Source organism: Streptomyces sp. NPDC029674 (assembly GCF_044903205.1).
Classification (GTDB): Bacteria; Actinomycetota; Actinomycetes; order Streptomycetales; family Streptomycetaceae; genus Streptomyces.
In genome coordinates this window covers 68114-87060 of sequence record NZ_JBJDPY010000018.1, presented here as the reverse complement: position 1 = coordinate 87060, position 18947 = coordinate 68114, and the positions used below count along the sequence as shown (strand labels likewise).

General features: G+C 72.3%; 13 protein-coding genes and 2 pseudogenes. 4 read left to right on the top strand and 11 right to left on the bottom strand.

What is annotated here, in order from left to right:
- Nucleotides 1-18: 18 nt before the first annotated feature.
- The 4 genes and pseudogenes from ACI2L3_RS33120 to ACI2L3_RS33105 form a co-directional block, all read right to left on the bottom strand.
- Nucleotides 19-3078, bottom strand: a pseudogene (locus ACI2L3_RS33120) (alpha-amylase family glycosyl hydrolase); the annotation flags it as partial.
- Between the two features lie 179 nt (nucleotides 3079-3257).
- A pseudogene (locus ACI2L3_RS33115) lies at nucleotides 3258-4685 on the bottom strand (alpha-amylase family protein); the annotation flags it as partial.
- 123 nt (nucleotides 4686-4808) lie between these two features.
- A complete protein-coding gene (locus ACI2L3_RS33110) occupies nucleotides 4809-5618 on the bottom strand; it encodes a lysophospholipid acyltransferase family protein (protein ID WP_404756099.1) in 810 nt (269 codons plus the stop codon).
- Nucleotides 5615-6382, bottom strand: a complete 768-nt coding sequence (locus tag ACI2L3_RS33105) for a GNAT family N-acetyltransferase (RefSeq protein WP_404756098.1) — start codon at nucleotides 6380-6382, stop codon at nucleotides 5615-5617. Before ACI2L3_RS33105 ends, ACI2L3_RS33110 begins: the two co-directional genes overlap by 4 nt.
- 844 nt (nucleotides 6383-7226) lie before the next feature.
- On the opposite strand from ACI2L3_RS33105, the gene ACI2L3_RS33100 reads away from it, so the two are divergent.
- On the top strand, nucleotides 7227-8465 hold the full coding sequence (locus tag ACI2L3_RS33100) for a CaiB/BaiF CoA transferase family protein (protein WP_404756097.1): 1239 nt from the start codon (nucleotides 7227-7229) through the stop codon (nucleotides 8463-8465).
- Nucleotides 8466-8480: 15 nt separating this feature from the next.
- Here ACI2L3_RS33100 and ACI2L3_RS33095 read toward each other — a convergent pair whose 3' ends face one another.
- From ACI2L3_RS33095 to ACI2L3_RS33085, 3 genes are all read right to left on the bottom strand, one after another.
- Entirely contained in the window at nucleotides 8481-9068 is a 588-nt protein-coding gene (locus ACI2L3_RS33095) for a YbaK/EbsC family protein (RefSeq protein WP_404756096.1), read from the bottom strand.
- A gap of 74 nt (nucleotides 9069-9142) precedes the next feature.
- Entirely contained in the window at nucleotides 9143-9727 is a 585-nt protein-coding gene (locus ACI2L3_RS33090) for a helix-turn-helix domain-containing protein (protein ID WP_404756095.1), read from the bottom strand.
- A gap of 59 nt (nucleotides 9728-9786) precedes the next feature.
- Nucleotides 9787-10524, bottom strand: a complete 738-nt coding sequence (locus tag ACI2L3_RS33085) for an acyltransferase (RefSeq protein WP_404756094.1) — start codon at nucleotides 10522-10524, stop codon at nucleotides 9787-9789.
- A gap of 153 nt (nucleotides 10525-10677) precedes the next feature.
- Between ACI2L3_RS33085 and ACI2L3_RS33080 the strand changes: the two genes are divergently transcribed.
- Nucleotides 10678-11211: a gamma carbonic anhydrase family protein gene (locus tag ACI2L3_RS33080; RefSeq protein WP_404756093.1), complete on the top strand. Its 534-nt coding sequence runs from the start codon at nucleotides 10678-10680 to the stop codon at nucleotides 11209-11211.
- 1 nt (nucleotide 11212) lies between these two features.
- Here the strand turns inward: ACI2L3_RS33080 and ACI2L3_RS33075 are convergent, their stop codons facing one another.
- The 4 genes from ACI2L3_RS33075 to ACI2L3_RS33060 form a co-directional block, all read right to left on the bottom strand.
- The gene (locus ACI2L3_RS33075; RefSeq protein WP_404756092.1) at nucleotides 11213-11893 is read right to left on the bottom strand and encodes a DedA family protein; all 681 of its coding nucleotides are present in this window, start codon (nucleotides 11891-11893) and stop codon (nucleotides 11213-11215) included.
- Nucleotides 11894-11977: 84 nt separating this feature from the next.
- Complete coding sequence (locus tag ACI2L3_RS33070) at nucleotides 11978-13660, bottom strand: carboxylesterase/lipase family protein (protein ID WP_404756091.1); 1683 nt, start codon at nucleotides 13658-13660, stop codon at nucleotides 11978-11980.
- Between the two features lie 31 nt (nucleotides 13661-13691).
- On the bottom strand, nucleotides 13692-16133 hold the full coding sequence (locus ACI2L3_RS33065) for a beta-glucosidase (RefSeq protein WP_404756090.1): 2442 nt from the start codon (nucleotides 16131-16133) through the stop codon (nucleotides 13692-13694).
- 204 nt (nucleotides 16134-16337) lie between these two features.
- Nucleotides 16338-16790, bottom strand: coding sequence for a DUF4442 domain-containing protein (locus ACI2L3_RS33060; RefSeq protein ID WP_404756089.1), 453 nt, complete (start codon nucleotides 16788-16790; stop codon nucleotides 16338-16340).
- 82 nt (nucleotides 16791-16872) lie between these two features.
- Here ACI2L3_RS33060 and ACI2L3_RS33055 point away from each other — a divergent pair, with 82 nt between their 5' ends.
- Together ACI2L3_RS33055 and ACI2L3_RS33050 are read left to right on the top strand one after the other, a co-directional pair.
- The gene (locus tag ACI2L3_RS33055) at nucleotides 16873-17877 is read left to right on the top strand and encodes a hypothetical protein (protein WP_404756088.1); all 1005 of its coding nucleotides are present in this window, start codon (nucleotides 16873-16875) and stop codon (nucleotides 17875-17877) included.
- A gap of 46 nt (nucleotides 17878-17923) precedes the next feature.
- Nucleotides 17924-18922 carry a hypothetical protein gene (locus ACI2L3_RS33050; protein ID WP_404756087.1) on the top strand — a complete coding sequence of 333 codons (999 nt, stop codon included), beginning with the start codon at nucleotides 17924-17926 and terminating at the stop codon, nucleotides 18920-18922.
- Nucleotides 18923-18947 lie beyond the last annotated feature (25 nt).

The window sequence follows — 18947 nt, the reverse complement described above, 5'->3', positions numbered from 1 at the left end:
AGCCCAGGAAGCAACGGCCTCCACACTCGTCGCCCCCAGCAGCGCGCCGTCCGTCGCGCGCTGGGTGGCCAGGAGCTGCCGGGCCCGCCGCGCCTCCGGGATGCGGTCCCGGTCGCGGGGGTCGACGGTGAATTCCGCGGTCCCGTCCTCGGCCGCACCGCTCTTCGCCGGGTTGAGCCGCAGCCAGTGCCCCTCGTCCGAGAGCGCGCCGTCCTTCAGGGTGATGCCGCCCTCGGGCGCGTACACCAGCTGCCGGCCGGCGACCCCCGTCCCTCCGGAGGGCCAGGCGACGGTCTCCTCGTCCACCCAGCGGGCCTTGGCCGCGGACAGATCGAGGCCGAGGGAGCCGCCGACGGCGGGCGTCAGGTAGGCCGGTTCCCCCGCCACCCGCCACACCTCGTGGCCGTACAGCCTGATGTCGAGCGCCTCGTCGCCCGCGACGTCCTTCTCCTCCTTCTTGTGCAGTACGTAACTCAGGCTCTCCGCGCCGGACCGCAGCTCCACCTCGAAGACGGCGCCGAAGGCGTCGGTCCGCACCGGCCGCACGGGCACGTCCCAGTCGGACTGCCTGGCCGCGCCGTCCCACACGTGCAGGCCCCAGCCCGTGTAGTCGCCGTCGGGGCGGTGGTAGTGGATGACCGCCTTGGCTGTGCCCTGCGGCGGCTCGGTGACCGCGTCCCCGGGCCGCTGCTCGCGCTGCCCCGGTTCCCCCTGTCTGATCCAGACCTCGCCGGTGCGGCGCAGGTCGACGGTGCGCCCGGGCCCGTCGGAGGCGCCGTTCTTCTCGACGGTGTACGAGACCGAGTCCGCGCCGTCGTCCGTCTTCACCCAGGCGAACGCGCCGAAGGCATCGCGTCCGGCGAAGGCGGCCTCCCGGCCGTCCCCGGTCCTCAGCCGCCAGCCGTCGTAGTCCCCGTCGGGCCGCTGGTAGTGGACGACGGCGTAGGGCCGTTCGACGGTGGGCGGGGACGGCTGCGGGGTGCGGCCCGTGCTGGAGGCGGCGAGGGCGCTCGCGGTGCGGCCTGCGCTGTCCACGACGACCGCCTTGTAACGCAGCCGCGTGCCCTCCGGCACGTCGGACCCCAGCTCCTGCGTGACCTTGTAGGGCGCGTGATCGGCGGAACCGAGCACCCTCCAGGGGCCGTTGCCGACCTGTGCGGCGAAGACGACTCGGTTCAGCCCGCCGCCTCCGACGTCGGCGGAGAGTTCCACGGTGCCGGTGGCACCCTCGTGGGGTGCGCTCAGCGATACGGCGGGCCGCGAACTCGGGGCGGGCAGCGGATGGTTCGCCTTCAGCACCAGAGAGGACAGCGGGGGAACGGTCACGGTGATCCGCCGGTCGGCGCCACTGCGCACCGCGTCGCCGACCGCCTCTCCGTACAGCCGCGTGAACTTGGCCCGCGGCGCGCCTGTCGGGACGTCGACGGTCTCGGGCCGGGACCTGTTGTTGTGGGCGACGACGTACTCGACGCGCGTGCGCCGGTCCGTGCGCGAGTAGGCGTACACGCCCGGCCCCTGCGCCGGTCCCGCGAGGCGCTCGGTGAAGACGCCGTCGCGCAGCGCCGGGTGCCTCTTGCCCAGCTTCGAGAGGCGGGCGATGGCGCGGTAGAGGGGGTGGCGGGTGTCGTACGCGTCCCGGGCGTGTGTGCGGTCCGTGCCGAGCTGGTCGTCCTCCAGGTACGCCTTCGCCGCGCTGGCGTACATCGGCTGGCGGGCGTCGTTGTCGCCGCCCTCGCCGGTGAAGCCCTGCTCGTCGCCCGCGTAGACGACGGGGTTGCCGCGGCCGAGGAACAGCAGCTCGTGGGCGAGCCGGTCGCGCCTCAGGAGCTCCGCCTCGCTCGCGCCCGGGTTGTCCCGGCGGAGGAAGCCGCCGATGCGGCCCATGTCGTGGCTGCCGAGGAAGGTGACCTGCTCGTAGGCGTTGGCGGTGCCTGTGGTGTAGCGGTAGTCCTGGGCGAGCACCTTCGACAGGTCGCGGGGCGCGCCCTCGCGCGAGGCGTAGTTGCGGGTGACGGCCTGGAGGGGGAAGTCGAGGGTGGAGTCGAGGCCGCCCTTGGTGACGTACGGGGCGGTGATGGCCGCGTCCGCCGAGTACGCCTCGGCGAAGATGAGGAAGTCCTTCTTGCCGCGCCCGGCCGCGTAGGCGTCGAGCGCGCCCGCCCACCGGGTCCAGAAGTCCATGTCGACGTTCTTCGCCGTGTCGACGCGGAAGCCGTCGACGCCGTAGTCCCGCACCCACCGCTCGTAGATCCGCTTCATGCCCTCGACGACCTCGGGCCGCTCGGTCCACAGGTCGTCGTTGCCCATGAAGTCGCCGTTCAGGCCGCTCTCCCCGGCGAAGGTGGACTCGCCGCGGTTGTGGTACATCGTCGGGTCGTTGAGCCACGCCGGCGTCTTGGCGTCGCGGTCGGCGGGGGCCGTGCGCGGGGTGTAGGGGAAGCTGTCGGCGTTCACGGGGCGCGGGCCCTCGGCGTCGTCGAAGGGGCGCCCTTCGGTGTCCAGGTAGGGGTGGGCGCCCTTGGACCGGTAGCCGTACTCGTTCTCCGCGTAGTGGATGGTGTCGGCGGTGTGGTTGGTGAGGACGTCGAAGAACACCTTCATGCCCTTGCCGTGGGCGCGGTCGATGAAGGCGGCGAGCTCTTTCTCGGTGCCGAAGTGCGGGTCGACGCGGGTGAAGTCGGTGATGGCGTAACCGTGGTAGTTGGCGACGTCGCGGCCCCCGCGCTCCTGGACCGGCTTGTTCTTGAAGACCGGGGTCAGCCAGATCGCGGTGGTGCCGAGGCCCTTGATGTAGTCGAGCCGTTCGGTGAGCCCCTTGAGGTCGCCGCCTCCGTAGAAGGCCGGGTCGGCGGGGTCGAAGCCGGTGGTGGCGCGGCCTCCGGTCAGCCCGCCGCGGTCGTTGCGCGGGTCACCGTTGGCGAACCGGTCGGGCATCACGAGGTAGAACTGCTCGCGCGTCAGGTCGTGCCGGGCGGGCTCGGCGGCGAGCGCGGCGTCGGAGGGCGGCGGGGGCGCGGTGTCGGCCGCCGCCCGGTGCTGCGCCGCGGGCAGGAGCCCCGCGAGCAGGGCGGCGGGCAGGACGGCGGCCGTTCTTAAGCGGCCGAAGCGGCCAAGTCGTGCGGGACGGGACACGGTTCCTCACTCCTCTGTTCTCTGGAAACAGGGTGTTCTCCGGAATCAGGGTGTTCTCCGAGCACACGGCGGCCCGGCGTGTGCGGACACACGCCGGGCTGCCGGATCTGTGTGACGGGTAATCAGCTGGCGGCGCCCGCACAGCTCTTGGCGCCGACGTGGACAGCGACCGCGCTCTTGGCGGCGACGGTCGCCGCCAGCTTGCCGCTGCCGTCGACGGTCACGGGCTTGCCGGACTGCACGTCGCAGTACTCGCCCGCGGGCAGCGACGTCGTGAAGGTCTCCTTCAGTTCGCCGTCGCCCGCGTTGATGGCGACGAAGGCCTTGTCGCCGCGGCCGAAGGCGATGGCGCCGCCGCCGTTGTCCCACCAGTCGGTGAGCTCCGCGCCGTCCGCGGAGTTGCGGAACGCGACCATGCTCGCGATCTGCCGCTGCGCGTGCTGGCACACCCACGCCTCACCGGAACAGTCCGCCTTGCCGTTGCCGGGCGGGCCGTCGTCCTTGCCGGCGAAGGCGTATCCGGAGTGGACGTCCGGGGAGCCGTACGGGAAGGCGAGCATGAAGACATGCGCCAGGGTGTAGGGGGCGCCCTGCTTGTAGGTGAGGACGTTCCCCTGCCGCTCGGTGTCGTGGTTGGCGACGAAGACGCCCACGGACTCCGACGGCAGCTTGCCGTCGGCGATGTTCTTCAGCCCGGCCAGGCCGCCGCCCTCGAAGGCCCCCTTCAAGGCGTACGCGTAGGTGAACTCCTGCACGTCGCCGGTGCCGATGTACTCACCGGGCTGGACCTCCTCGCCCGGCCCGGGCAGCGTCTCCTGCTTCCAGTACACGCCCGGGTCGCTCAGCCGCGGCTTGATCGCCTTGAGGTCGGCCTCGGGCATGTGCTTGGCCGCGTCGACGCGGAAGCCGTCAACCCCGAGGCCGAGAAGCTCGTTCAGGTACCCGGCGATGGTCGCGCGGACGTGCTCCTCGCCGGTGTCCAGGTCGGCGAGGCCGCCGAGTTCGCAGTTCTGGCTCTCCTCCCGCTTGGTGTAGTCCTGGATCTCCTTCTTGCAGCTGTCCATGTCCGCGTCCCCGTAAGTGCCGGGGTAGTCGTACTTGGTGAACCGCGTGCCGCCGGAGCCCGTTCCCTGGGCGTTGGTCATGTGGTTGATGACCGTGTCGGCGACGACCTTGACGCCCGCGTCGTGGCAGGTGTCGACCATGCTCTTGAACGACGCGCGGTCGCCGAGCCGGGAGGCGATCTTGTAGCTGACCGGCTGGTAGGCGGTCCACCACGACGGTCCGTCCAGACGCTCCTGTGGGGGTGAGGTCTGGACGTACCCGTATCCGGCCGGGCCGAGCGTGTCCGTGCACGCCTTGGCCACGGAGTCGAAGCTCCACTCGAACATCACCGCGGTGACGTCCTTGCCGGCGGCTGCCGCCGGTCGTTCACCGACGGGCGTCGCTTCGCTCGGCTGCTGGGCTCCGATGGAGAGGCTGCCCGCCGTGCCCGCCGCCAGTGCGGCGCCCATGACGGCGATCCTGCGGCGTCTCGATATGCGGCCGTGCATCAAAAGCCTCCTACGTGGGGGGATGTGGCGGCATGAAAAAGTTTCCGCTGACTTGCAGAAACTTGTTGCAGTCGGGACCCTAGGAGCGCCCTGTTGAAGGGTCAACCCCCCGCGCACCATGCTTCACACGGCGGGCACGTTCGGCACGGGCGTCGCTCCCGCACCGAGAACGGCTCGCCGCGCCGCCGCGGCCAGCTCCCGTCGGTCGGTGCCCCACATCGGAGCGTGCACCGTGACGCGCCCACCCAGCTCGCGGGCGCCGGCGACCCGGCGCAACGAAGCGGTGAACTCCTCCGTGCCGAGGAAGGCGGCAGCGGTGCTCGGCGCGCCGCTCTGGCGGTACTCCACCGTCGCGGGGCGCACGGGCGCGCCCGCGTCGACCGCCGCCTGGAAGACGGCCCGCCGGAAACGGCCGCCCGACGCCGAGCACCAGGTGGTCGCCTGCGGAAAGACGACGACCGAAGCGCCGCCCCGCAACGCCTCCCTTAACTCCGCGACGATCCCCGGCAGTTCACGGGGACTGCCGTCCCGATCGATGAACCGTGTGCCCGCGCGCCGGGCCAGCGCGCCGATCACCGGCCACTGGCCCACTTCGCGCTTGGCGAGCACGCTCACCGGCTCGACGGCGAGCAGGGCGATGACGTCGAGCCAGGAGATGTGGTTGGCGACGACCAGCGTGCCCACGGCGGCTCCCCGCACGCTGAGGCGATCGTCGCCCGCCACCTCCAGGCCCACCCCGAGTGCGCCGAGCACCGCACGCGCCTCGGCCCGCAGGGCCGCCGGTTCGGCGAGCCGGTCACCACGGGCCACCGCCCGGGTCAGGGAATACGTCAACGCGGCGTAACGGCGGGCGAGTTCGCCCAGCGGTACGCGCGGGTCCGGATCGGCGGCACAGCTCGCCGGACAGCCGCGGTCGACCGTCCAGGGGGTCACCGCGCGCCCTCGCCGAGGAAGTAGCGGCGATGGCGGTCGCTGAGCCGTTCCATGTCGAGGAGCACGAAGAAGTCCGCGACGTCGAACTCCGGGTCGTGCGCGGGGGCACCGCAGACCCATGCGCCGAGCCGGAGGTAGCCGCGCAGCAGGGGCGGCAGGTCGGCGTGGACCGGGCGTCCCGGCAGGGGGCCCGCGGGAGTCCAGGGGCGGCGCGGGTGCACGCGCAGCTCGGGCGGCGCCGCGTGCTTGGCCGTGCCCAGCAGCCAGGCGCTGGACGCCGCCCGGCCACCGTCCGCCAGCGGCACGGAGGCGCAGCCCGCCAGGTACCGGTGGCCGGAGAGCAGGACGTAGCGGGCGAGAGCGGACCACATCAGGTTGATCACCGCACCGGAGCGGTGGTCCGGGTGGACGCAGGAGCGGCCCGCCTCGACGGTGGCCGACCGCAGACCGCTCAGCGCCCGCAGGTCGAACTCCCCGTCCGAGTAGGAACGTTCGGCCCGCCCCGGCGGCAGCAGCCGGTACGTCCCGACGACCTCACCGGTCGAGGTGTCGGTGACGATCAGGTGATCGGCGAGGTCGTCGAAGGCATCGATGTCGTGACCGGGCAGAGGCGTGTCGAGAACCGCACCCAGCTCCCCGGCGAAGACGCGGTGGCGCAGGCGCTGGGCGGCCCTGATCTGCTCGGTGGTGTCGGCGACGGAGGTGACGTACGTGGGGGTGGCCGGAGTAAGCGGGGTGGCCGAAGTGAAGGGTGTCGAGTGCATGACAGTTCCGTTTCTCGGATCGATGGGGTCGAGACGAGGGGGACGACGGAGACGGTGAGGCGGTGGAGGGCCGTGAGGTGGCGGGGACGGTGAGGCGGTGGAGGGACGCGAGGCGGCGGGGACGGTATGGCGGCGGGGCCTGTGAAGCGGGCGGGAAGAGCCGGGCGGGGACGGCCCGGCTCACTCAGCACGCTGACGTCACCGGCTGAACTGCGCGCTTCGGCCGCGCATCGGCCCGCCGTCCGGCGCACGTCGGAATCGAGCCACGGCGCCGGTTCACGTATCGGAGCCCGCGGACCGCAGTAGACGTATCGGCTCCCGCGGACCGAGTTCAGGTACCGGAGCCCCCCCCTATCGCAGCCCCCGGGCCGAAGCAGACGTATCGGGCCCCGCACATCGCAGCCCGCATATCGCAGCTCCCGGACCGAACTCCACGCACCGCAACTCGCACATCCCAGCCCGCGGACCCAACCACACGTACCGCAGTACGCCTCGCGGGCTGCTCCGACGACTCGGGCTCCGGTTCCGGGGACGCCGCGAAGAAGCCCGTACTGAAGGTCAGCGGGGCCTACGTCCCCGAGCCCGCCCACCCGGCGGACCCCACCACACGCACCGCAGCCCGCGCATCGCACCCTTCGGACTGGAGCCCACGCACCGGAGCCCGCTCCACGCGCCCGCACCGCACCGCACCGAACCGGAGCTGAGGCATCAGCCGCCGAGTGGACCCACACACCCCACACACCCCACACCCACGCACCCCGTCAGCCCCGTCTACCCCACGCACCCCACCCACCCCACCCACCCCACCATTGACCCACCCCACCTTTGCCCGTACAAACACGGCATGCCACCTCCCCTCCCCCTGCCCGGCCCCGGCGCCGACCCCGGCCGCCTCCCGCTCCCCCTCGCGGGCGTCACCGTCGTCAGCCTGGAGCAGGCCGTCGCCGCCCCCTTCGCCACCCGTCAGCTCGCCGATCTCGGGGCGCGCGTCATCAAGGTCGAGCGGCCCGGCGGCGGCGACTTCGCCCGCCGTTATGACACCACCGTGCACGGCCAGGCCAGCTACTTCGTCTGGCTCAACCGGTCCAAGGAGTCGCTCACCCTCGACCTCAAGTCGGAGCAGGGCCGGGAGATCCTGGAGGAACTGCTCGCGGGGGCCGACGTGTTCGTACAGAACCTCGCTCCTGGGGCCGCCGCCCGCATGGGCCTGGGCCCGGCGGAGCTGCAGGACCGCCACCCGTCCCTGATCCCGTGCACGGTCAGCGGTTACGGCACGGACGGCCCTTGGGCGGACCGCAAGGCGTACGACCTGCTCGTGCAGTGCCAGACAGGGCTGCTGCAGCTCACCGGCACGCCGGACGAGGCCGCCCGCGCGGGCATCTCGGTCGCCGACATCGCGGGCGGGATGTACGCGTACAGCGGCATCCTGTCGGCGCTGTACACGCGGGCGACGACGGGTCGCGCGCCCACCGTCGAGGTGTCGCTCTTCGACGCGCTCGCCGAGTGGATGGGCCAGCCCGCCTACTACACGCGGTACGGCGGCACCCAGCCGCCCCGCGTCGGCGCCCGCCACGCGACGGTCGCGCCGTACGGCCCGTTCACCGCGGCCGACGGCAAGGACGTGCTGCTCTCGGTGCAGAACGAGCGTGAATGGACGGCCTTCTGCGGGGAGTTCATCGGTCGGCCCGAGCTGGCCGACGACCCGCGCTTCGCCACCGGGTCCGACCGCGTGGCGCACCGCGAGGCGCTCGACGCGATCATCTCCGTACGCTTCGCGGAGCTCGGCAGCGACGAGGCCATGAAGCTCCTCGACCGTACGGGCATCGCCAACGCGGGCGTCAACTCGGTCCACGAGTTCCTGGCCCACCCGGTGCTCGCCGAGCGCGGACGCTGGCGGGACATCAGGGTGCCGGGCACGTCCGAGCCGGTACAGGCCCTGCTGCCGCCGGCCTACCTCTCCGGGGTCGCCCCGCGCATGGACCCGGTGCCCGAGGCGGGCGAGCACACCGACGCGATCCTCGCCGAGCTGGGCCGCGGGCCCGACGACATCGCGCGACTGCGGGCGGCCGGGGTCTGCCGGTGATCTCCCCGTCAGCCGTCAGCCGTCAGCCGTCAGCCATGACCCGTCGACGGCGACGCCGATCCCTTCGAGCACCACCGCGTTCGGCAGCCCCGCGAACGCCTTGCCCGGCACGATGAGTTTGCCGCGCCGGCTGCCGCTGCCCACCAGGACGTACGGCAGATCGGCGACGGCGGCGTCGACCAGCAGCGGCCACGCGGCGGGCAGTCCGATCGGTGTGATGCCGCCGTACTCCATGCCGGTCTCGCCCGTGGCCGTGTCCATCGGCGCGAACGAGGCTTTGCGCGCGCCGAGTTGGCGGCGCACCGCACCGTTCACGTCGACGCGTGTCCCGGACAGGACGACGCACGCGGCGAGCGTGGTCTCGCCGCCGCGCTTGCCCGCGACGACGACGCAGTTGGCGGACTGGGCGAGGAGTTCGGGGCCGTAGTGCTCCAGGAACGTGGCCGTGTCGGCCCACAGCGGGTCGGTGTCGACGTGGATCAGCTCGTCGGCCGCGACGGGGCCCTGCCAGCCGCGTACGGCGTCCGCGACGGGCGGGACGAGCAGGTCGAGGGCTTCGGGAGCGGGAGTGACGACGTCGAATTCACCGATGGGAGCACGCATGGCGGCACGTTAACAGCCGCCCGGGAGCGCAGGCCCGACACCCCTCGGACCGACGCCCGTACCCTCAACAGCCCTCAGTAGGAGCCCGCGTGGGCCGGCGGCACCGACACCGACATGGTCATCTCCACGGGGTCGGAACCCCTGTTGTGGTAGCCGTGCGACACGTTGGCCTCGAAGCTGACGGCGGACCCCGCAGGCACGGTGTGCTCGGTGCCGTCCACGAGGAGGGTCAGTTCGCCCCGCGAGACGTGCAGCAGCTCGACGGTGCCCGACGGGTGCGCGTCGGAGTCGCTGCCCTCGCCCGGCATCAGGTGCCAGGACCACAGCTCGAAGGGCCCGCGCGCCTCCGTCCCCACGAGGAGTGTGGCGCTGCTGCCCGCCTCCGTGGACCACATGCGCACCGCCTGCTCCGGCGGCACGAGGCGGACGTGGGAACCCTGCTCGTGGTCGAGGAGCGTGGTGATGCTGATGCCCAGCGCGTCCGCGAGCTTCACCGTGATGCCCACGCTGGGGTTGGTCCTGGCCTGCTCGATCTGGATGATCATGCCGCGGCTCACGCCCGCGCGGGCCGCCAGGGCGTCGAGGGTGAAGCCCCGCTCGTTGCGCCACCGCTTGAGGTTGCGCGCGAGCGACTGGGTCAGCTGGTCGAGGTCCGACACATTCCCGTCCAATATGTTGAATGCCAGGGTTCACGCCACTGTACTGCGCGCGCCGTGGGTCACCCTTCGCCCAATTCGCCCAGGGCGATCAGCTGTTCCGGCGTGACCCCGTCGGGGATCGGCACCGGCGCGGGCGTGCGCAACGGCGGCTGCCACCCCTGCTCCGCGTCCCAGGTCCGTACGACCCGCGCGGGCGCCCCCGCCACCACCGCGCGGTCCGGCACCTCGCCCCGGACGACCGCGCCCGCGGCCACCACCACATTGCGGCCGATCCGCGCCCCCGGCAGGATCACCGCGCCCGTGCCGATCCAGCAGCCGGGACCGATCTCGACCGGGTCCATGCGGGGCCACTGCTTGCCTATGGGGGTGTGCGGGTCGTCGTAGGAGTGGTTGGTGGACGTCACGTACACGTAGGGGCCGAAGTAGCAGTCGTCGCCGATCGACACCGTCGTGTCCGCGATGACGTGGCTGCCGCGGCCGAGCACGACGCCGTTGCCGATGCGGAGGATCGGGTCGGGTCCGAGGTCGAGGTCCGGCATCATCCCCGCGGTGAGCGTGACGTGCTGGCCCACGATGCAGTGGTCGCCGATCGTGATCCACGGCTCCCCGAAGACGGTGCCCTGCGGGAAGGCGAGCTTCGTGCCCTCGCCGATCGCGCGGAACCGCAGCCGCCCGGGGTGCGCGGCCGTCACCGCGCCCGTGCGCTGCACCCAGTCCCAGCCCGCGTGGACGGCGCGCTGCGCGAGCCGGCGCGGCGCTGCGGCGAGGGATGAGAACGTGTTCCTGTTCTTCGGCACGCGCTCACGTTACTCAGTGCCAGGGGGGCCCGCAGGCCCATGGCCTGTGATCTTCACCCCACGCGGGGGTCCCGGCACCCCGTCCCGTACGGTGCCGTCAGGCGCGACACGGCACAGACGTCCACACGGGCATACGGAAGAGGGAGCGAGTCGATGGGCCACGAGGCACTCATCACCGGCATCGGCGGCAAGGACCCGAAGATCGACCAGGACGCCTTCACCGCGCCGACGTCCGTCGTGCTCGGCGAGGTGACGCTGCACGCCGGGGCGAGCACCTGGTACGGGGCGGTGCTGCGGGCCGACTGCGGTCCCATCGTCGTGGGGACCGACAGCAACATCCAGGACAACTGCAGCCTCCACGTCGACCCCGGCTTCCCCATCACGATCGGCGAGCGCGTCTCGGTCGGCCACAACGCCGTCCTGCACGGCTGCACCGTCGAGGACGACTGCCTGATCGGGATGGGCGCCACCGTCCTCAACGGCGCCGTGATCGGCGCCGGTTCCCTGGTCGCCGCGCAGGCCCTGGTGCCGCAGGGCATGCGAGTGCCCCCGGGCTCACTCGTCGCGGGCGTGCCCGCCAAGGTGCGCAGGCCGCTCACCGACGAGGAGCGCGAGGGCATCTCGCTCAACGGCACAATGTACGTCGAACTGGCCAGGGCCCACCGCGACGCGCACGCCGCAGACTGAGTCAGTCGGCGACCGGGACGGGCCGCGGCTCGGCCGCGGGGGCTTCGGCGGTCTGCGCCGCCTCCGCCTCCGCCTCCGCCGCCGCCTTCTTCGCCCGTTGCTTGACGAACAGCATCGAGCCGACGCCGATCAGCACGGCGATGCCGAGTCCCACGTACGAGAACCGCTTCAGCCAGTCCTCGGCGACCACGCCGATGTAGTAGATGACGGCGGTGGTGCCGCCCGCCCAGACGATGCCGCCGAGGACGTTGGCGATCAGGAACTTCCAGTACGGCATGCGCAGGACGCCCGCGAGCGGTCCGGCGAAGATGCGCAGCAGGGCGATGAAGCGGCCGAAGAAGACCGCCCACATGCCCCACTTCTGGAAGGACCGCTCGGCGGTCGCCACGTTCGCGGCGCCGAAGTGCTTGGGGAATTTCCGTTCGAGCCAGGCGAGGAGCGGGCGGCCGCCCTTGCGGCCGATGGCGTACCCGATGGAGTCGCCGATGATGGCGCCCGCGGTGGCGCACGCCCCGAGGATCACCGGGTTGATGTCGCCGTGCTGGGAGGAGAGGAGCGCCGCGGAGACCAGGACGATCTCACCGGGCAGCGGGATGCCCAGGCTCTCCAGTCCGATGACAAGGCCCACCAGCGCGTAGATGCTGACGGCTGGGACGTGCTCCAGCCATTCCTGGACGTGCAACGCCGGATCCTTCCGTGGTTCATGTGTCGTGCCCGGCGTGCGCGCCTCTCGGCCGCGCACGCCGGGCAGCCTACCCGGAGGGGATCACTGCGCCGGAACGGTGTCCCAGAGGCCGCACCGGTGCTCGGCGTGCACCGTCGTGCTGATCGTGGTGCCGCCCGCCGACGCGGTGCGCAGGGAGAGCACCTGCCCCGGCCGGGTGCGCTGGTCGGGGGCGGCGGGCCCGCCGTCGGCGCGCGGCACACCGGTACGGATGAAGGAGCCCCAGTACTGGACCATCCGGCGTGCCAGCGCCCGCTGTTCCGCGTCGAGCGGCGAGGCCAGGCCGAAGTGCTTGAAGAGGTACTGGACCTCGTTGACGTGCGTGGCCCCGAAGTCGAAGTCGGTGTCCAGGTCGCGCAGCGACGCGAAGGGCGGCGAGGTGCGGTCCGCGAACTCGTAGGCGTACACGGGTCCGCGGTTCGCGAGCGCCGTGTTCATGCGCAGTGCCGTGCAGGCGAACATCCGGTCGCCGACGGCCGCGGCGTACGCGTGCGTCGGCGAGGCGTACTCCGTGAGCGGATACGTCTTCAGGACGCGGCCGCCGAGCTCCGGCCCGTACGCGGCGGTGAGCGCCCCGGGGTACTGCTCGGCGGTGAGCGGCCTGCCCTGGCCGTCGAACTGGGCGAAGGCGAAGAGGGTGCCTTCGTCGCTGTTGGCGCCGTTCAGCACGGGCACGCGGGCCGCGGTTCCCTTCTCGTACGCCTCCTCGGGCTGTACCGGCAGGAACGCGCCGCCGACGACCGGGCCCCAGTCGAAGCCGGCCTGCGCGGCGAGGATGTCCTTCGCTGACTTGCCGCGCAGACAGGCGAGGGCGGTCCCCGTGTCGGGGCAGCCCGCCTTCTTCGCGAACGCGGCGCCGTCCCTGGCCGCCCGCTCGCGCTCGCGCGCCGCGCAGTCGCCGTACGCACCGCTCTCCACGATGCCCGCGCGGTACAAGCCGCGCGCGGTGGGCGAGGCGAGCTGGGTGCAGACGGAGCGGCCGCCCGCGGACTCGCCGGCGATGGTGACGCGGTGCGGGTCGCCGCCGAAGCGGCCGATGTTGGCGCGCACCCAGCGCAGCGCGGCCTGCTGGTCGAGCAGTCCGTAGTTGCCGGACACGCCGTCGGACGCCTCGTCGTCGAGGCCCGCGCCGGCGAGGAACCCCATGGCGCCCAGGCGGTAATTGACGGTCACGACGACGGCGCCGGTCCGGCGCGCGAACGTGTCGGGCACGACGTCCTCGCCCGCGCCCGCGGTCAGCCCGCCGCCGTGCAGCCACACCATGACGGGGCGGTCCCGGTCGCTCCTGTGCCCCTTGGGCGCGTAGACGTTGAGGTCGAGGCAGTCCTCGGTGTGGCTGGGGTTCTCGTAGCCGGGGTCCCAGCTCGCGCTCTGCACGCACCGGTTGCCGAACGCGGTCGCCCGGCGCACCCCGTCCCAGGCCTTCGCGGGGCGCGGCTCCTTCCAGCGGAGAGCGCCGACGGGCTGCTGTGCGTAGGGGATGCCGAGGAACTGTCTCCCCTCGGCGGTGGACTCGCCCCGTACCCAGCCGGCGGTGGTGCGGACCAGCGTGCCATCTGTGGCGGCCGGGCCGCCCGACGCCTGGGCCGGGAGCGGCACCAGCGAGACCGCGGCGCCGGCCGCCAGGGCGACGGCGAGCGACGCGGCGCGGCGTATCCGGCCGCGTGCGCCCCGCCCCCTTCTCGTTGTCCTCACGAACCTCTGCATCATGAATCTCTTCCTCATGAACCGGCTCCTTGGGTGACGGTGGTCGCGGCTAGACGACGGTGCTCGCGGAGAGGATCAAGTCACGTGCTGATGTGCCTACTTGGATGGTCCTTCGGCCGGTGCCGAGCACCCAGCCGTGGCGTTGGGTGTCCCAGGCGGAGAGGGTCCGCCGGTCGACGCGGACGGTGACGCGCCGCCACTCGCCCGCGCGCAGCTCGACCCGCCGGTAGCCGCCGAGCACCCGCTCGGCCTGGGTCAGCCCGAGGTCGGCGGAAGGGCCGACGTACACCTGCGCGACGGTGACGCCGTCACGGCTGCCGGTGTTGCGCACGGTGAAGCTCACGTCCACCCCGCGGCCGGTGCCACGGACCGCCAGGTCCCGGTAGTCGAAGGTGGTGTACGAGAGTCCGTGCCCGAAGGGGAAGAGCGGCCGCACCCCTTCGGCGTCGTACCAGCGGTAGCCGACGAGGACGCCTTCCGAGTACTCCTCGACGCCGTCGGCGCCCGGATAGCGGCGCGGGTTCCCGGCCATCGGATGGTGGTCGTCGTCCACCGGGAAGGTCTGGGTGAGCCGGCCGCCGGGGTCGCAGTCGCCGAAGAGGACGGCGGCGGTGGCAGCCGCGCCCTCCTGGCCGGGGTAGTACATCTGCAGCACGGCGGCGGTCCGCCGCAGCCACGGCATGGAGGTGGCCGACGAGGTGTTCAGGACCACGGTGGTGCGCGGATTGACGGCGGTCACGGCCTCGATCAGCGCCTCCTGGTGGCCGGGCAGCGCGATGGTCGTGCGATCCTGGCCCTCGGTGGCGTCCTCGTACGCGAAGAGGACGACGCCGTGCGCACCACGCGCCGCCCGCACCGCTTCGGCGACATCGGCCGCGCGGGTGGCACCGGTGACGCGCCGCAGCCGGAACGTCTGCCCCTGGTCGCCGCCCTTCGCGGTGATCCGCAGCCGGTGCGCGGCGCGGGCGAGTCGCAGCGTCGCGCGGCGGACGTTCAGCCCGTCGGGCGCGGTGGAGACGAGACCGCCGGAGAAGTACTCGGCGACGCCGGGCTGCTTCGGGTAGAGCTCCTCGCCGTCCAGCTCCACCCCGGGCCGCTCGCCCGAGTAGTGGATGACGAGCGTCCACTCGTCGGACTCGTCGGGCGTCAGCTTCCCGTCGTACGTCCACGTCTTCCCGGCGGCGACCCGCTGCCCCTCCGGGTCGAAGCCGGGGGTGAGCGCCCGGCGCGGGATCGCCTTGCCGTACAGGTCCTCGCCCAGCGCGTACGTGACGTCGGCGCCGCGTCCGGCGCGGGCGGTGATGGCGTCGAGCGGGCTCTCCGCGCGGTCGGGGATGACGTGTGCGCTGCCGCCGCCGCTGACGAAGGGGTGGCGGCCGGTGGGCCCGATGACGGCGATGTCGCGGGCGGCGCGGCCCGCCAGCGGCAGCATCCCGCGCACGTTCCGCAGGAGGGTGGCGCCCGCCTTGGCGACGTCGAGGGCGACCGCCGCTCCGGCCGCGGGGTCGCGTACCGGCCGCGGCGGCACCCGCGCGTCGAGCAGCCCGAACCGCTCCATGACACCGAGAATCCTGCGCACGGAGCGGTCGATCCGCGCCTCCGGGACGCTGCCCTTCCTGACGGCCCGCTTCAGCGCGGCCCCGAAGTGGGAGCCGTCGGGCATCTCCATGTCGAGCCCGGCGGCGAGGGCGGCGACGGTGCTGTGCTGCGCGAACCAGTCGGTCATCACCCACCCCTCGAACCCCCACCGCTCGCGCAGGGTGTCGCTCAGCAGCACCTTGTTCTCGCAGGCGAAGGTGCCGTTGACCTTGTTGTACGCGCCCATGAAGGCACCGGCGCCCGCGGCGGCCGCCGCCTCGAACCCCCGCAGCTCCGTCTCGTGCATGGTCCGCTCGTCGGCGCGCACGTCGACGGACTCGCGGTCCTTCTCCTGGTTGTTCAGGGCGAAGTGCTTGACGGTGGCGATGAGACCCTCGCCCTGGATGCCCGCGATCTCCTCGGCCACCATGTCGGCGGCGAGCAGCGGTTCCTCACCGAAGGTCTCGAAGTTGCGGCCCGCGTACGGGGTGCGGATGAGGTTGACCATCGGCGAGAGCAGGACGTCCTGCCGGAGGGCGCGTCCCTCGCGGCCGATGACCCGGCCGTAGCGGCGGGCGAGTGCGGGGTCGAAGGCGGAGGCGAGCAGGACGGGTGCGGGCAGGGCGGTGGCGCGGGCCGCGACGCGGACGCCGGCGGGGCCGTCGGCGAGCCGCAGCGGCGGGATCCCGAGGCGCGGGACGCCGGGCACGTAGCCCGCCTGGCCGAGGCCCTCCGGGTCCTTCGCGCCGTGCAGCAGGGAGATCTTCTCGTCGAGGGTGAGTCTGCCGACGAGGGACTCGACGCGGGCGGCGGCGTGCGCGGGCACCGCCACACCCGCGGTGCCCGCGGCGGCCATGGTGACCGCACCGCCGACCAGTCCGAGGATCGACCGCCGGGACACGGAGTCGGACATGAGCCGTCACTTCCTTCTGTGCCTTGTGTGCCTTCTGGGGGCGAACTCGTTCGCCCTTTGAACGCACTATGGGACAACAGGGACTTGACACACCGTTAGACACCACGCGTGGCGGCGGGAAACCTATGACTGTCGATGACTCGTGTCAATAAGATGAACAGAAAGCGCGGGCCCTCAGAGGCGGGCCCGCACGGGCGGTGAACGTCAGCTGTTGGGCCGCAGCGTCCACACCACCGTCATCTCACCGGTCACCGCCCCGTCCTCGCGCCGGATCTCGATGGCGACCGGGAACTCCGGACGCTCCCCCGCGTCGAGCTCGGCGATCACGTCGGCGGCCGGACGGCCGAGCGTGGCCGTGGCCGTCACGGGGCCCATGGCCAGCTTCTTGTACGCGATCTCGGCGCTGACCGCGAGCGGCACGGCCCGCGAGAGCTCCGCGCCGAACGCGGCGAGGACGATCGCCCCGCTCGCGGACTCGCCCAGTGTGAACATGGCGCCGGCGTGCGGGCCGCCGACGTGGTTGTGGTAGTCGCTCTGGTCGGGCAGGGCCACCACGGCCTTGTCCGGCGCGGTCTCCCGGAATTCGAGGTTCAGGGTCCGGGCCATCGGAACCGTGGCGGCGAGCATCTCGCCGATCGACATCTGTTCTGCGCTCATGGCACGCGATGTTACCCACGAGTAGCGATTCTTGACCAGGACCTGTCCCCGCGTAGATCACCGTCACCTATCGTGGACGCCCATGTGGCCAGGACAGCAGCCGCCCGGGGGCGAGCGGAACCAGGGGCAGAGCCAGGGGCAGGACCCGGAGCGGAACCCGTACCGGCAGCCGGGATACCAGCAGCCCAACCCGTACGGGCAGCGCGCTCCGTGGAACGCCCCGACCGTGCCCGGCGGCCCGCGGGGCGCGGCACCCGAGCCGCCGAGCGACAGCAACGGCAGCAACGGCAGCAACCGGACCAAGGTGATCGCCCTCGTCGCGGCCGGCGCCGTCGTGGTCGCCGCGGGCGTCGCCGGCGCCCTTGTCCTCGGCGGTGGCAAGGACGACACCGCGAAGCCCGGCCCCACCCGGTCCTCCGCCGCACCGGGCCCGACCGGCTCCGGGGACGCCAACCCCCGTACCGGCGACGGCATGCCGGAGCCGACCGTGCCCGGCTGGAAGGTCGTGGTGAACCCCAAGCGCGGCATCGCGTTCGACGTGCCTGCCGAGTGGTCCCTGGAATCGCGGGACTGGGCCGGCGGAGTCGTGGCGGAGGAGGACGCCGAGGACGATTCCGCGGAGTTCCTCGCCGCGTACGCCGCACCCGCCCACTTCAAGGAGAAGTGGTGCGCGAGCGACGACGACAGGGACGGCACGAAGGACTACACGTCGCTGGCGTCCGCGGGCACCCGGGGAAACCGCGGCGCCCGGAGCACCGAGGAGATCGCGCGGCACGACGCGGGCAACTGGGTCTACGGCGCGTACGCGCAGCCGGACCGGAAGAAGGTCACCACAGGACCGGTCAAGACGTACACCACCAAGTCGGGCATCAAGGGCAGCCTGGCGAGCGCGGTTTCGGCCGGTGTCGAGAAGCAGGACAAGTGCGATTCGGACGGTAAGGCGACCGTCTTCGCCTTCAAGGACACCGAGGGCGCGTTCGTCTCCTGGTCCTTCCATGGCGCCAAGGGCGTCGAGGGCGAACTGCCGGACGCGACCGTGCGGAAGATCCTCTCGACGGTACGCGAGTACGACGTCCCCGAGGACTGAAGGGCGATGTGATCTTGCTGGGCGGCCCCCCGTATCGTGTCCGGCCATGTGGCCAGGACAGCAGCCGCCCGGAGGCGAGCAGAACCCGCAGAACCAGCAACCGAACCCGTACCAGCAGCCGGGATACCACCAGCCGAACCCGTACCAACAGCCCGGATACCAGGCGCCGAACCCCTACCAGCAGCCCGCGGCCGGCGGCATCGGCGGCGGCATGGGCAGCGGTGACGGCGGCGGCCGGGGCGGGCGCAACAAGGTCAAGATCCTCTCGATCGTGGCGGCGGCCGCCGTGGTCGTCGCCGCCGGCCTGACCGGCTTCCTGGTGCTCGGCGGCGGGGACGGCAAGGACTCCGAGGCCGATTCCCCCGCGCAGGCGGGCTCCAAGAAGCCGAGCCCTTCCGTGGACAACGACGGCGACGACAGCGAGCGCGGCACGGACAACGGCCTCGAGCCGACCATCAAGGGCTGGCACGTCGTGGTGAATCCGCGCTGGGGCACCGCCTTCGACGTGCCGCCGGAGTGGGAGGTGCAGAATCCCGGCTCGGCGATCGCCTTCGAGGACGTCAAGACCGGCAAGCCGCTGATGACGATGTCGGCGCCCGCCTACCTCACGCCCGAGTGGTGCGTCACCGACGACGACAAGGACGGCAGGACCGAGGACCACGAACTCGCCGCCGTGGGCACCAAGGGCGCCAAGGGCGCGAAGAACACCGACGAGGTCGCGGTCAACCAGGTCGGCTGGTGGGTGTACGCCGGATACACCCAGCCGGACAAGAAGAGCTTCACCTCCGACGAGAAGGCGCAGCCGTACACCACGAAGTCCGGCATCAAGGGCAGCATCGCCCGCGCCAAGTCCACGGACACGCCCCAGAAGGGCAAGTGCGCCACGGACGGCAAGGCGATCACCTTCGGCTTCAAGAACTCGGCGGGTGACTACGTCGCCTGGAGCCTCTACGGAGCCACGGGCGTGAAGGACGAGATACCGGAGAAGACCGTGATGAAGATCCTCAGCACGGTGCGCACCCATGGGGAACCGACGGAGTCATGACAGGGGCTCCGAGGGGGCGCGCATG

What these genes read in the sequence shown, in the direction of transcription:
- ACI2L3_RS33105 (WP_404756098.1), bottom strand. Translation starts at nt 6,382, where the DNA reads ATGCACTCGACACCCTTCACTTCGGCCACCCCGCTTACTCCGGCCACC.
- ACI2L3_RS33100 (WP_404756097.1), top strand. Translation starts at nt 7,227, where the DNA reads ATGCCACCTCCCCTCCCCCTGCCCGGCCCCGGCGCCGACCCCGGCCGC.
- ACI2L3_RS33095 (WP_404756096.1), bottom strand. Translation starts at nt 9,068, where the DNA reads ATGCGTGCTCCCATCGGTGAATTCGACGTCGTCACTCCCGCTCCCGAA.
- ACI2L3_RS33080 (WP_404756093.1), top strand. Translation starts at nt 10,678, where the DNA reads ATGGGCCACGAGGCACTCATCACCGGCATCGGCGGCAAGGACCCGAAG.
- ACI2L3_RS33070 (WP_404756091.1), bottom strand. Translation starts at nt 13,660, where the DNA reads ATGAGGAAGAGATTCATGATGCAGAGGTTCGTGAGGACAACGAGAAGG.
- ACI2L3_RS33065 (WP_404756090.1), bottom strand. Translation starts at nt 16,133, where the DNA reads ATGTCCGACTCCGTGTCCCGGCGGTCGATCCTCGGACTGGTCGGCGGT.
- ACI2L3_RS33060 (WP_404756089.1), bottom strand. Translation starts at nt 16,790, where the DNA reads ATGAGCGCAGAACAGATGTCGATCGGCGAGATGCTCGCCGCCACGGTT.
- ACI2L3_RS33055 (WP_404756088.1), top strand. Translation starts at nt 16,873, where the DNA reads ATGTGGCCAGGACAGCAGCCGCCCGGGGGCGAGCGGAACCAGGGGCAG.
- ACI2L3_RS33050 (WP_404756087.1), top strand. Translation starts at nt 17,924, where the DNA reads ATGTGGCCAGGACAGCAGCCGCCCGGAGGCGAGCAGAACCCGCAGAAC.